This is a genomic window from Nocardiopsis moroccensis, assembly GCF_055763695.1.
In genome coordinates this window covers 5,819,614-5,832,278 of the sequence record NZ_CP199747.1, presented here as the reverse complement: position 1 = coordinate 5,832,278, position 12,665 = coordinate 5,819,614, and the positions used below count along the sequence as shown (strand labels likewise).

The 12,665-nt window shown below is 71.0% G+C and carries 13 protein-coding genes; 6 read left to right on the top strand and 7 right to left on the bottom strand.

The genetic code is table 11. The annotated features are described in order from the left end of the window. Positions 1–5: 5 nt before the first annotated feature. Complete coding sequence (gene mca, locus ACUKCB_RS25850) at positions 6–884, bottom strand: mycothiol conjugate amidase Mca (RefSeq protein ID WP_473038139.1); 879 nt, start codon at positions 882–884, stop codon at positions 6–8. A 156-nt stretch (positions 885–1,040) separates the two neighbouring features. Between mca and ACUKCB_RS25845 the strand changes: the two genes are divergently transcribed. The 3 genes from ACUKCB_RS25845 to ACUKCB_RS25835 all read left to right on the top strand — a co-directional run bounded on the left by ACUKCB_RS25845 (position 1,041) and on the right by ACUKCB_RS25835 (position 2,870). Continuing rightward, positions 1,041–1,457, top strand: a complete 417-nt coding sequence (locus ACUKCB_RS25845; protein ID WP_452547190.1) for a DUF4307 domain-containing protein — start codon at positions 1,041–1,043, stop codon at positions 1,455–1,457. A gap of 148 nt (positions 1,458–1,605) precedes the next feature. Further along, positions 1,606–2,106: a transcription elongation factor GreA gene (greA, locus tag ACUKCB_RS25840; protein ID WP_191274028.1), complete on the top strand. Its 501-nt coding sequence runs from the start codon at positions 1,606–1,608 to the stop codon at positions 2,104–2,106. A 161-nt stretch (positions 2,107–2,267) separates the two neighbouring features. Further along, entirely contained in the window at positions 2,268–2,870 is a 603-nt protein-coding gene (locus ACUKCB_RS25835) for an RDD family protein (protein ID WP_473038138.1), read from the top strand. A 17-nt stretch (positions 2,871–2,887) separates the two neighbouring features. Here the strand turns inward: ACUKCB_RS25835 and ACUKCB_RS25830 are convergent, their stop codons facing one another. Together ACUKCB_RS25830 and ACUKCB_RS25825 are read right to left on the bottom strand one after the other, a co-directional pair. Beyond that, positions 2,888–4,288 (bottom strand): hypothetical protein, encoded by a 1,401-nt coding sequence (locus ACUKCB_RS25830; RefSeq protein WP_473038137.1) that lies wholly within the window; start codon positions 4,286–4,288, stop codon positions 2,888–2,890. A 250-nt stretch (positions 4,289–4,538) separates the two neighbouring features. Beyond that, positions 4,539–5,693, bottom strand: a complete 1,155-nt coding sequence (locus ACUKCB_RS25825) for an FIST signal transduction protein (protein WP_473038136.1) — start codon at positions 5,691–5,693, stop codon at positions 4,539–4,541. 136 nt (positions 5,694–5,829) lie between these two features. On the opposite strand from ACUKCB_RS25825, the gene ACUKCB_RS25820 reads away from it, so the two are divergent. Further along, positions 5,830–7,251, top strand: coding sequence for a sigma 54-interacting transcriptional regulator (locus ACUKCB_RS25820; protein ID WP_473038135.1), 1,422 nt, complete (start codon positions 5,830–5,832; stop codon positions 7,249–7,251). Further along, the gene (locus ACUKCB_RS25815) at positions 7,251–8,405 is read left to right on the top strand and encodes a VWA domain-containing protein (RefSeq protein ID WP_473038134.1); all 1,155 of its coding nucleotides are present in this window, start codon (positions 7,251–7,253) and stop codon (positions 8,403–8,405) included. The genes ACUKCB_RS25820 and ACUKCB_RS25815 overlap by 1 nt, the downstream gene beginning before the upstream one ends. A 33-nt stretch (positions 8,406–8,438) precedes the next feature. Here the strand turns inward: ACUKCB_RS25815 and ACUKCB_RS25810 are convergent, their stop codons facing one another. Both ACUKCB_RS25810 and ACUKCB_RS25805 read right to left on the bottom strand, forming a co-directional pair. Then, positions 8,439–9,251 carry a GntR family transcriptional regulator gene (locus ACUKCB_RS25810; RefSeq protein WP_473038133.1) on the bottom strand — a complete coding sequence of 271 codons (813 nt, stop codon included), beginning with the start codon at positions 9,249–9,251 and terminating at the stop codon, positions 8,439–8,441. 7 nt (positions 9,252–9,258) lie between these two features. Further along, positions 9,259–9,990: a GntR family transcriptional regulator gene (locus ACUKCB_RS25805; protein WP_473041142.1), complete on the bottom strand. Its 732-nt coding sequence runs from the start codon at positions 9,988–9,990 to the stop codon at positions 9,259–9,261. 294 nt (positions 9,991–10,284) lie between these two features. On the opposite strand from ACUKCB_RS25805, the gene ACUKCB_RS25800 reads away from it, so the two are divergent. Further along, the gene (locus ACUKCB_RS25800) at positions 10,285–10,527 is read left to right on the top strand and encodes a hypothetical protein (RefSeq protein WP_473038132.1); all 243 of its coding nucleotides are present in this window, start codon (positions 10,285–10,287) and stop codon (positions 10,525–10,527) included. Between the two features lie 129 nt (positions 10,528–10,656). On the opposite strand, the gene ACUKCB_RS25795 is transcribed toward ACUKCB_RS25800, so the two are convergent. Then, on the bottom strand, positions 10,657–11,802 hold the full coding sequence (locus tag ACUKCB_RS25795; protein ID WP_473038131.1) for a cystathionine gamma-synthase: 1,146 nt from the start codon (positions 11,800–11,802) through the stop codon (positions 10,657–10,659). A gap of 72 nt (positions 11,803–11,874) precedes the next feature. Further along, positions 11,875–12,603 carry an acyltransferase gene (locus ACUKCB_RS25790; protein WP_473038130.1) on the bottom strand — a complete coding sequence of 243 codons (729 nt, stop codon included), beginning with the start codon at positions 12,601–12,603 and terminating at the stop codon, positions 11,875–11,877. Positions 12,604–12,665: the final 62 nt, after the last annotated feature.

Below are 12,665 nucleotides of genomic sequence, written 5' to 3'. Positions count from 1 at the left end.
GCCGTTCATACTCTCATTGCCTCGCGCACACCCGCGAAGAGGTCCTTCTCCGGGACCTCGGTGTCCACCAGGGAGCGGACGAGGTGGTAGTCCTCGGTCGGCCACGCCTCGGCCACGACCTCGTTGGGCACGGCGAACCAGAAGCCGTCCGGGTCGATCTGCGTGGCGTGGGCCCTGAGCGCCGCGTGCGCGGTGTCGAAGTGCTCACTGCAGTGCACGCGGGTGGTGATCTCCCAGCGCGGCCGGTCCCGCTTCCTGATCCGCTCGGTCCACTCCGCGAAGGGGTTGTCCAGACCGCGTTCGGCGAGGATCTCGGCGAGTGCCTCGAAGCGCTCCGGCGGGAAGGAGACGAAGTAGTACAGCTTGAGGGGCTGCCAGGGGTCCCCCGCCTCGGGGTAGGCGTCCGGCTCGGCGGCGGCGTCGAAGGCGTGCATCGACACCTTGTGGGTCATGATGTGGTCGGGGTGGGGGTAACCGCCGTTCTCGTCGTAGGTGAGCACGACGTGCGGGCGGAACCGGCGGATCGCCGCCACCAGGGGTTCGGCGGCCTCCTCCACCGGCAGGGTCGCGAAGCAGCCCTCCGGCAGCGGGGGCAGCGGGTCGCCCTCGGGGAGTCCGGAGTCGACGAAACCGGCGAACTCCTGTTCCACACCGAGGATCTCGCGGGCTCGTCTCATCTCCTCGCGACGGACCTCGGCGATGTTCTCGCGGATCTCGGGGCGTTCCATCGCGGGGTTGAGGATGTCACCGCGTTCACCACCGGTCATGGTGACGACCAGCACTTCCGCGCCCTCTTGGACGTAACGCGCCATGGTGGCCGCGCCCTTGCTGGACTCGTCATCGGGATGGGCATGAACGGCCATAAGCCGCAGGCGCTCGGACAACGAAGGCTTCTCCTTGGCTCGGTCGACAGCCGCTGGACGCGGCTGTCCGCCGCCGCCCCGGTGCGCGGCGCGGACGACTCACGTGCGGGCCGCGTAGGGGGGCTGTCAGGTCGGGGATATCTTAGACAACACCGTCCCCTTGCTCGGAGATTCCCAATGTCAGCGACCCCGGAAGATGATGCCGTGAACAGTGCCGACACCGCGCCAGCGCTACGCAAGCGCCACGGCAACGGGCCCGTCTTCTTCGTCGTCGCGACCGTCTTCGCGGTGGCCGTCACCATCGGCTGGGGGTACTCGGTGATGAGCTACAGCGGGCTGGGCGGTGGCGTGTACCACCAGGTGATCTCGGTGTCCGCGCCCTCCGGGAGCGAGGCCCGGATCTCCTTCGAGGTGAACAGCAGGGAAGGGGCGGAGTGCCTGCTGCAGGCGCTCGACGACCAGATGGTCCTCGTGGGCGAGGAGAAGGTCGATGTGGAGAGCGGGAACCGCATGGTCAACAGGACCGTTGAAACGGTTCGTCAGGCTTCCACGGTAGAAGTGGCCTCGTGCAGGGAACAAGGTTCGCAGGACTGATCCACCGAACCCTCCCCTGGACGGTACCGGAACCGGAGCGGAACCCCCGGGAACAAGGGCACCGATGCGCGGTCGCGCACGGTGATATTCTCGTAAGTTCAGCTCTGGCCGCCTGGTGGCCTTTGCTACTAGTACACAAGGAGTTCCCGTGACCCAGACCCGCGATGACAACGTCACCTGGCTCACCCAGGAGGCGTACGACCGGCTCAAGGGAGAGCTGGACCACCTGTCGGGGAGTGGGCGTATCGAGATCGCGGAGAAGATCGAGGCCGCCCGGGAAGAGGGTGACCTGAAGGAGAACGGCGGCTACCACGCCGCCAAGGAGGAACAGGGCAAGATGGAGGCCCGCATCCTCCAGCTCACCGAGATCCTGCGCACCGCGCGGGTCGGCGAAGCGCCCCGCACCGAAGGCGTGGTCGGCCCCGGCATGACCATCACCGTCAGGTTCGACGGCGACGACGAGGAGGTCACCTTCCTGCTCGCCTCACGTGAGGAGAGCGGCTCCCCCATCGACGTGTACTCCCCCAAGTCCCCGCTCGGCTCCGCCATCAACGGCAAGCGCGTGGGTGAGACCGTCAGCTACAACCTGCCCAACGGCAAGAGCCTCGGTGTCGAGATCATAGAGGCGGTTCCCTACAGCGGTATGTGACCCACCGCTGCACGGCCGTTCGGCGGGCCGGGACCGAAGCACGACAGGGGCGGCTGCGGCCGCCCCTGTCGTATGCGCGGTACCCGGCGACCGTGTGCCCTGGGTAACCTGCTCTTGTCCCCGCTCTCCACGACCTCGTCCCCCCAGGAACTGGCGGCCGCATGTCCTCGCCCCACTGGAACCCCCACCACCCCCACCAGGGAGGTCAGCCCCCGCACGCCGGGGGATGGTCCTACGGTGGGCCACCGATTCCCGCGCCCGTTCCCCCCGGCCCGGGGGCTCCCGGCGGCCCGTGGCCCGGCCCCCCGACGGCCGGTTTCGGCGTCAGGCTTCTCGCCCGGCTGATCGACTACGTCCTCGCCTTCGTCACGGCGGCGGCGTTCTTCTTCGTCATGGCCGTCGTGACCGTGCTGCTGACCGGGAACACGGAGACCACCGACGCCGAGGGTGAGCTCTGGGCGTACCTGTTCGTCTTCGGCTGGGGCGTGCTGCTGTTCTTCTACGACTGGCTCTACCTGGTCACCTGGGGCCGCACCCTCGGCAAGATGATGGTGGGCATCAAGGTGGTGAGCGCCTCGGGCGGGGGCAGGCTCAGCCAGGGCCAGGCGGTGGGCCGCTCCGCCTTCTTCTGTCTGCCGCAGTCCCTGCCCTGTGTGGGCCACCTGTTCTCGACCGCGGAGTCCATGGCCATGCTGGGTGACACACGCGGGCGCGCCCTGCACGACCGGGTGGCGGGCACCCTGGTGATCCGCACCCGCCCCTAGCGGACTCCGGGGCGGTCCTACCCCTGCCCGGCCCGCGCCCCCTCGGCGGCCTTCGCGGCCTCCGCGTCCCCCACGCACTCGGGGGCGTCCTCCCCTCCGTCGGCGAAGGCTGCCGGAACGTAGTGCCCCGCACCGATGCGGTACCACACGTCGGTGGTACCGGAGGGGCCCGTGGCCTCGTCCCCGGTGGTCCGGCAGGCCACGTCCACGTTGGCCTTGTGGGCGGCGAGCCCCACGGTGTCGTGGGCCGTTCCCGGTCCGTCCCGGACGATCACCGGGTCCACCTGGGTGGCCGTGACCATCTCAGCGCGGGCCCGGTACTCGGCGGTCCACAGGTAGTCGACCTGTACCCAGCCGTTGGTGGGCAGTTGGAGGCCCTCGTTGAAGGCGCCGTCGGCGAGGTCGATGCCCGCGGGGTTGCGCACCCGGCGCCCGAACCCGTCCAGGCCGCTGTTGTGGTTCTCGGTGTAGGCGGCCTGGGCCTGGGGCCTGCCGCGGTCCAGGTCGCGCCAGGACTCACGGTCGTCGTTCCAGTGGTCGTCGGTGATGTTCCAGGGGCCCACGTCCCACACGGGCAGGTAGGCGCAACGCGGTTCGTGGTTATCGGTGTCGCCGACCGCCTCGGGGCCCAGTTCACCGGTGCTGCACACCCGGACGGTGTACTCGCCGCCGCCCCGGTTGGCGAGCCCCCGGCGGGAGGGCAGGGCGGCGAAGTGGTCGTCGGGGCGGACCGTGTGCCCGTTCGCGGTGGTGTTGCCGACCAGTCCGATCCGGGTGGCGAAGAGCCGCGCGGAGAAGGGTTGCGGTACGTCGTCGCCAGCCGCGGGGCCCTGCGAACCCTCCGCGCCCTCCTCCGTCTCATCCGTCTCCTGCGAACCACCGCCGTCCGAGTCACCGACGGACGGCGAACCCTCGACCGGACGGACCCGCACGTCGGTGACTGCGACCTCCGTCTCCCCGGGCGCCGATTCGACCCCGATCCGCAACTGGACCTCGATGACCGCCTCCGTCAGGGTTACCCGGCCGCCGCCGGGAGTCGTGGGAGACCACTCGGTCCACATCCCGTCGGCGCGCACACCTCGGGCTTCGGTGAGCACCTCCTCCGCGTCCCCGGTGGTGCGCACGTCCACGTCGAGGGTGTCGGTGGGCTCCTCCAGCGCCTGTTCGGGGAAGACCGCCAGGCCGGTGCGGCGTGCGGCGGGGTCCAGGCGCGGCGATGCACCCAGGGCGGAGGCCCCGGCGGTTTCCAGGCGCAGCGCGCCGGAGTCCAGGGCCAGGCCGACCCGGTCGGTCGAGGCCAGGTCCTGTTCCAGCCAGGAGGAGTCGGCCAGGGCCGCCGTGGGTGTTGCCAGCGGGGCCAGCAGTGCGAACGCCCCCAGTGCCGCGAGGGACGTGGTCGTGCGCCGGTTGTCGGCCATCGTTCCTTCTCTCACCAAACACACAAAGTGACAATATCCGTCACTCTTAGTAATAACCCTGGTGTGGGCACACTCAAGGAGCTTGTGGCGAGTGTTGGCGATCCGACGGTAAAAGTCCGACTCGGGGACGTTCGCGACCGTTTTCGACCCTCTCTTCCGCGGTGATCTTGCTACCAGGGGCGATTTCGGCGCCGAAGTTGCCCCTGGTAGCAAGATCACCGGGGTTTGGCCGACCCGGAGCAGCGGATGCTCAGGGGGCGAAGGCCAGCAGGCAGGCGGTGAAGCCGTGCACATGGTTCACCCCGGAGACCGGGCCGATCTCCCCCACCCCGAAGAACCCCGTCACCGGCCCCACCCCGAGGATCCTCCGGACCGCCAGGACGTCGTGGTCCGCCTGAGCGAACAGCGTCGCGCCCCGGCCGTTGCAGGAGAAGAGCAGTCCCGCGCCCACGGCGTGCTCGGCGCCGAACTCGGACAGTTTGCGGGCCAGGTCCTCGTCGGCGGTACCGGCGTCACGGACCTGGAAGCGGACCGTCTGCCCGACCTCCACCATGTCGTCGATGGTGAGCGCCCCCAGGTCGGGGTCGGCGCCGCTGAGCGTACGGATGAGGAAGTCGCCCTGCTCGTGGTGGTCGGCGTACTCGTCCATCGCGATGCCGATGTGCAGCCCGCGCTCGGCCAGTTCGCGGTCCTCCTCGGGGAGCTCCTCCACCAGGCTCTCCAGTTTCTCGTAGGCGTTGGCCCCGGCCAGCTCCAGCACCAGGTTGCCCTCGGCCTTGGTGACGGTCATGCTCGGGCCGACCGGGCGGCAGCCCTGACTGACCACCGTGCCGAGCACCCCGTCCCCGCCGATCAGCACGCCGATGGCTCCGTTCGGCGCCACGTCACCGTCACAGAACAGCCGTACCGAGTCCTCGCCGCGCATACCGTCGGCCATCCCGCCGACCAGCGGCAGGCCGTCCAGGGCCGCGGTGGTCTCCCGGACGAACGCCTGGGTGGGGAACTCGTAGGGGTTGGCGAGCAGGATCCCCGCCTGGTCCCGCGGGGTCGGCTCGCGCATGCCCACGACCGCCAGCTGGTCGGCCTCGATGACGGTGTCCAACTGGAACGGGGTCAACTCGACCCCGGGCAGGCGTGCGCTCCACACGCTCACCGCGCCCTGGTCCTGCACCCCGCGACCGCCGCCGATCACACCGGTGGCGCTGCACCCCAGCGTGACCGCGTCCCCGGCCAGCTCCATGACCCGTTTACCGGCGAGTGTGACCTCCTCCGGGTCCGCACCGCTGACGAAGAAGCAGACCAGGTCGGCGGGGCCGTCCATCTGCTCCAGGGCCTGCAGGACGGCACGTTCGGCCGCGTTCACGAGGTCGGCCCCCGTCGTCAGAGCATCGCCGAACCTAACCACCAGCTGCCACCCCCGCCTTCACCGGCCACCGGGGCCGGGCCTGGGAACCTTGCCGTCCCATTCTTCCATCCGAACTCCAAACAGGGGCTTTCCTCCAGCTGGCCCCTCAAACGCCCCCACCTCTAGACTCCTGCCTGTGACCCACGCCGTCTCCCCGCCGAGCGGGCTCCCGCGCACACGCGCCGCGCTGCGCGAGTCCGGCCACGTCCACCGCTCCACGGCCGCCGAGATCCGGGAGAACCTCCTGGCCCGCATGGCCTCGGGCCGACCCCGGTTCCCCGGTGTGCACGGCTTCGACGACACCGTGCTGCCCCAGCTGGAACGGGCTCTGTTGGCCGGACACGACGTCGTCCTGCTGGGCGAGCGCGGCCAGGGCAAGACCCGGCTGATCCGCACGATCGCCGGGCTGCTCGACGAGTGGTCGCCCGCCGTCGCCGGATGCCCGGTCAACGACCACCCCTACGCTCCGATCTGCCCTTCCTGTGTGCGCCGCAGCGCGACCGAGGGGGACGACCTCCCGGTGGTCTGGCGGCACCGCGACGAGCGCTACGGCGAGAAGCTGGCCACCCCCGACACCGGCACCTCGGAGCTGATCGGCGACGTGGACCCGGCCAGGCTCGCCGAGGGGCGTTCGCTCGGCGACCCCGAGACGGTGCACTTCGGCCTGCTGCCCCGCGCCAACCGCGGCGTGTTCTGCGTGAACGAACTGCCCGACCTGCCCGCCCGCGCCCAGGTGGCCCTGTTCAACGTGTTGGCCGAACGCGACCTCCAGGTGCGCGGGTACACCCTGCGCCTGCCCCTGGACCTGCTGCTCGTGGCCAGCGCCAACCCCGAGGACTACACGAGCAGGGGCCGTATCGTCACCCCGCTCAAGGACCGTTTCGGCGCCCAGGTGCGCACCCACTACCCGCCCGACCTCGAAGACGAGCTCTCCCTGGTCCGGCAGGAGGCGCACCTGCCCGCCGGTACGACCGTCCCCTCGCACCTGGTGGAGGCGGTCGCCCGCTTCACCCGGCTCGTCCGCTCCTCCAACCGGGTGGACCAGCGCTCGGGCGTGTCCGTGCGCTTCTGCGTGGCCGCGGCCGAGACCGTGGCCGCCTCGGCGCTGCGCCGGGCCGCGCTGATCGGCGAAGAGGTGCCGGTGGCCCGGGTCTGCGACCTTTCCGGGGTGGCCGAGCCCCTCCTGGGCAAGGTCGAGTTCGAGACGGGGGCCGAGGGGCGTGAGGCGTCGATCCTGGAAACCCTGCTGCGCCGGGCGGTCGCGGAGACCTTCCGGGCCCGCCTGGGCGGGGCCGACCTGGAACCACTCAGCGACCGGTTCGCCGGCGGCGCCACCGTGGAGAGCGGAGACCTGGTCGGCGCGGCCGAACTCCTGCGCAGGGTCGGTACGGTGCCCGGACTGGCCGGGCTGATCGAACGGGCGGCGCCGGAGGCGTCGGACGGCCCGCCCACCCCGGGGCTGGCCGCCGCGGTGGTGGAGTTCGCCCTGGAAGGCCTGTACCTGGAGCGCCGGCTGTCCAAGGACACGGCCCCCGACGGGGGTGTCTACCGCTTCTGATGCGATTCCGGTACCGGGCGTACACGGGCGGCCCCGACCCGCTGGCCGAACCCGATCTCCCTCCCGAGGAGGCGGTGCGGGCGGCCGCCGAGCTGTTGACCCTGGTCACCGGGGCACGCTCAGGCGATACGCTCCCGGAGGAGGCACTGGAGGCCCTGGCCGGAGCCGAGGACGCCCTGAGCCGTTACGCGGACGGCGACCGGGCCGCGGCGGACGGGGTGGACGCCGGGTTGCTCCGTGGGCTCCTCGGAGCCGCCGCACGCGGTCCCCTGGAGCGCCTGGACGCTGTGGACCACGAGCTGTCCCCGCGTGAACTGCGCAGACTTGGCGAGGCCGCGCTGGCGGAGATCGAGTCGGCGCGGCGGGCCGCACCCGGAGGGCACCGGGGCGGTGAGGGCGCCGGCGGGGAGCCCACCGGCGCCGCGGTACCCCACGACGGCCTCGACCGGGCCCTGGACCCCGTTGAGACTCTGCGCGAGGCGATCGTGCGACGGGCGGCGCAGGGCGGGATCCCTGGGGACGGCCATGGCTCCGGGGGCGCGGACGCGCTGCGCCCCGAGGACGTCCGGTACGCGGAGACCGAACCCGCGGGGGCCGCCGCCGTGTGCCTGCTCGTGGACCTGTCCCACTCGATGGTGACCCGCGACCTGCACGAGGCCGCGGTGCGCACCGCGTTGGCCCTGCACACCCTGGTGCGCACCCGGTACCCCGAGGACCGGGTCCTGCTGATCGGCTTCGGAGACCGGGCCCGCACGATGACCCCCGCCGACCTGGTCGGGCACGACTGGCGGCGGACACCGGGCACCAACCTCCAGCACGCCCTGCACCTGGCGCGGCGGTATCTGCGCCGCCACCGGGGGTTGCGGCCGGTGGTGCTGGTCGTCACCGACGGCGAGCCCACCGCGCACCTGGGCGAGGACGGCGACGCGCGGTTCTCCTGGCCGCCGACACCGCGCACGGTGGAGCTCACCGCGGCCGAACTCGACTCCGTCCTGGGTGAGGGCGCCGAGGCCACGTTCTTCCTGCTCTCCGAGGAACCCGGGCTGCGCGCCTTCCGGGAGCTCCTCGAACGCCGCCGGGGCGTGCGCGTGCTGCACGCCGACGGCGGGACGCTGGGACCGCTGGTCGTCGACCGCTACCTGCGGCGGCACTGAGCCGGTCGCGCGTTCGCACCGGGCCCCGGACGGTCAGTGCTCGAAGATGCTCAGGTCAGTGTCCACCACCGGCAGGTTCTCGGGGGCGTCGCCGCCCGTGTAGAGGAGCTGGTGGCGGTTGGCCGGCATGAACGTCTCGGTGAAGCGCAACGGGCGCTGTCCCTGGTAGGACACCCGTTCCTGGACGAGCAGGGGGGTGCCGGGGCCCAGTCCGAACGCGTCGGCCTCCTCCTGGGAGGGCATGCGCGCGCCCACGAGGTCCCGGTTCCACTCCTCGTGGAAGCCGAGCGCGCGCAGGGCCCCGGCGATGCCGCCCGCCAGGTGCTCCGGGGTCATGAGCGCCGTGTTGTTGGCGATGCTGAAGGGGAAGTAGGTGATCTGGGTCTGCCACAGGCCGCCGTCGACGAGGTGTTCGGAGGCGCGGATCACGACGAGCCCGGCGTTCGGGCTCTGCTGTTCGGGGCCGTTGATCAACCGTTTGGCCACACGCGGGCGCATGGTGTCCAGGCTGACCCTGACCCTCTCGTCGACGTCGCCGTGGCCGGCCTGCCTCAGGCGGGAGCTGTAGCCCGACTCGAGGCTGCCGGGATCGCCGTCCGCGGTGACCGGTTCCGCCAGGTGGGTGATCGGCTGGTGGTTCGCGACGAACGCGCCCCGCCCGACCTGGATGGCGATCCGGCCCTCGTCCTGGAGGATGCGCATGCCCAGACGCGCGGTGGCACGGGAGACGTCGAGCTCCTCGGCGAGCTCCTCCTCGCCCGGAAGCCGTTCTCCCGGCCGGTAGGCGCCTCTGGCCAGCGCGTCCCGCAGGTAGTCGGCGACCACGGTCTTCTTCGTCGTGCTCATGGTCTGGTCAGTCCCGGTGGTAGGCCGTGAGGTCGCCGTGCTCGAACTGGTAGCGGATGCTGTGTCCCGCGTGCACGGTGTGCACCAGTCGGATGGGGCGGTCCTGCGAGTAGTCGGTCCGGTTGACGTTCAGCACCGGAACTCCCGGGGGGAGTTCGAGCTGGGAGGCCTCCTGGGGCGTGGGCATCCGGGTCTCCAGCTCGTCCACGTACCCGACCTGGCGGTGGCCGTGTTCCAGGAGCACGGCCAAGGCGCTCTCCACGTCCTCGGGCACCATGAGCGGGGTGGACTGGACGAGGTCCATCGGGTAATAGGCGGAGCTGATCGAGCCGGAGCGCTCCCCGGAGAAGCGGTGCATGCGCCGAACCACCGTCATCTCGCCCTCAGGGACGCGCAGACGGCTGGCGATGTCGGGTGTGGCGCCGAGGAGCTGGAGCTCCTCCAGGGTCAGGCCGCTCATGTTGGACTCGTTGAGCCCGTCGGGGCCGCCCTTGGTACGGGTCGCGTAGAAGGTCTCGGGGACCACGTCCTGCACGAAGTGCCCGCGTCCGGGCCTGCTGACGATGAGCCCCTGGTTGCGCAGCATGCCCAGCGCCAGGCGGATCGTGTTGCGGGAGGCCTCGAACCGGTCCTCCAGCTGCTTCTCCGAGGGGAGTTGCCCGCCCAGGGGCAGGCTTCGCTCCTGGATCTCCCGTCGCAGCACTCGGGCGATCTGTCGGTATCTGCTTTCTGCCCGCATAAGTCCGCCCTCTGGGGGGTACAAGACCAACAACTTAGCTTGTACCAACAAGCTGAGTGGTACACCAGTCAAACAGGTACAACCGGTTTCGTTGAACCCATCTTAGTTGAAGGACGCTCCCGGTACAGGACGGCTCCACCGTCTGGGCACCGGAGACGGAGAACACGAACCCCGGGGCCGATCCCGCCCCACCCGACAGCAGAAACCGGACCTCATGCGACACACCCCGCCGCCCCCTCGAACGACCGGGGGGCCGATCAGGACCTGACCGCCCACCACCACAGAGGACCCGCCATGGAAACCACGTTCGTCATCCTCTCGTTCGCCGGGCTCGTACTCATGGGGCTCGCCACGGGGCTCTTGCTCACCGTCTCCATCGGTATCCGGCGGCAGGACAGCCGCGGCAGCTACCGTTCCCTGCGCAGGGGCGGCAACGACAGCGCCCTGGACCGCTCCGGCCGGGCCGTCTGCGGCCTGCGCTTCCGCGAGGACCGGAGCGAACTCCCGGACCAGAGCCGCACGCCCACCGCGGTCTGATCCGGACGAGGGCGCGGACCGGACGGACCGCGGCCCCGCACGGCACCGATGCGAGGCCGCGACGGGCCCGGCAGAGCGGCCGGGGAGCCCGCGCGGCGGCGCCGCACGGCCCCCGAGACCTCCGCGGAATCAGCCCTCCAGTGCCTGCAGCAGGTCCGCGACCAGATCGTCGCCGGACTCGATACCCACGGAGATCCGCACCAGATCGGCCGGAACCTCCAGCGGGGAACCCGCGGTCGACGCGTGTGTCATCCGCCCGGGGTGCTCGATGAGGGACTCCACCCCGCCCAGGGACTCGCCCAGGGTGAAGATCCTGGTCCGCTCACACAGCTCCAGAGCGGCCTTCTCCCCATCGCGCAGAGCGAAGGAGACCATCCCACCGAAGGACCGCATCTGCCGCTCGGCGATCTTGTGGCCCGGGTGGGAGTCCAGCCCCGGGTAGTAGACGCGCCGCACCGCGGGGTGGGCCTCCAGGGCGGCCACGACGCGCTCGGCGTTCTCGCTGTGGCGGTCCATCCGCACCCCCAGGGTCTTGGCCCCGCGCAGAGTCAGCCAGGAGTCGAAGGGACCCGGGACGGCGCCCATGGTGTTCTGGTGGAAGGCCAGCCGCTCCCCCAGCTCGGCGTCGGACACGACCAGCGCTCCCCCGACCACGTCGGAGTGCCCGCCGACGTACTTGGTGGTGGAGTGCACGACCACGTCGGCGCCCAGTGTGAGCGGCTGCTGGAGGTAGGGGGAGGCGAACGTGTTGTCGACGACGTGCAGGGCCCCCGCGTCGTGGGCGATCTGCGCGACCGTCTCGATGTCGGTGATGCCCAGCAGCGGGTTGGTGGGCGTCTCCGTCCACACCACCCTGGTGTTGGGGCGCACGGCCTCACGGACGGCGTCGACGTCGGTCTGGTCGACCGCGTCCCAGCTGACGCCCCAGCGCTCGACCACCTTGGAGATCAGACGGAAGGTGCCCCCGTAGGCGTCGCCGGGGATGATGACGTGGTCGCCGGGGGAGAGCACCGTGCGCAGCAGGGTGTCCTCGGCCGCCATTCCGGAGGCGAAGGCCAGGCCGCGCGCTCCGGACTCCAGGGCCGCCAGGCACTCCTCCAGCGCGGTGCGCGTGGGGTTGGCGGTACGGGAGTACTCGTATCCCTGTCGCATCCCGCCCACGCCGTCCTGGGCGTAGGTACTCGTCTGGTAGATCGGCACAACCACGGCACCGGTGCCGGCGTCCGGCTCCTGCCCCGCGTGGATGGCCAGCGTTTCAAACCCGTCGAACTTCATGTGGCCACAATAGTGCCCGTGGGCCGCCCCGAACCCGTTGTCAACAGGGAGGTCTCAGGATCCGGACAGGGATCAGGCCGGCGGGAAACGGGTGGACGAACCCGGCTCCGGGGGGTCGGCGGGCACCTCGGGCGGCAGTCCGGTCACGGGGGTGGGGACGCGGGTGGGCGTCCCGGTCTCGCGCAGCGGCGGGTCCCAGCCCAGTTCGGGGTCGTGGGTGCGCACGACCTTGCCGGGGATGCCCGCGATGATCGCGTGGTCGGGGTACGTGCCGGGCCGGACCACGGTCCCGGCAGCGACCACGGAGTTCCTCCCCAGGTGGACGCCGGGCAGGATCACGCTGTTGGCACCGAGCCAACTGCCGGCGCCGATGCTCACCGGGTCGTCCACCGGCCACTGGAGACCGACGGGGATCTCGGTGTTGGCGTAGGCGTGGTTCTGGTCGGTGATGTAGACGTAGGGGCCCGTGTAGACGTGGTCGCCGATGTCCACGGACCGGTGGGCGACGATGTGCGACCCCCGGCCGATGGCGCAGCCGGAGCCGATCCGCACGACCGTGCCCTCGCCGAGGTCGTAGTCGGGCCCCATCCCGGCCGCCAGGGTCATGTCCCCGCCCAGGACGGTGTGCACGCCGATCTCGATCCACGGCTCCCCGTAGAGCGTGGCCGTGGGGAAGGCGATCGCCGATCCGGCGCCGAAGCGCGCGAACTTCCGGGCGGCCTTGGAGCCGGCTCGGATCTCCGCGTGGCTCCGTGCGTACGACCAGACGGAGCGAATCATCCAGGACAAAAGCCGCGACACGCCTGCACCCACTTATTACCCGGCAGTAACACTGATATCGAACATTAGCAGTGTCCGAGTAT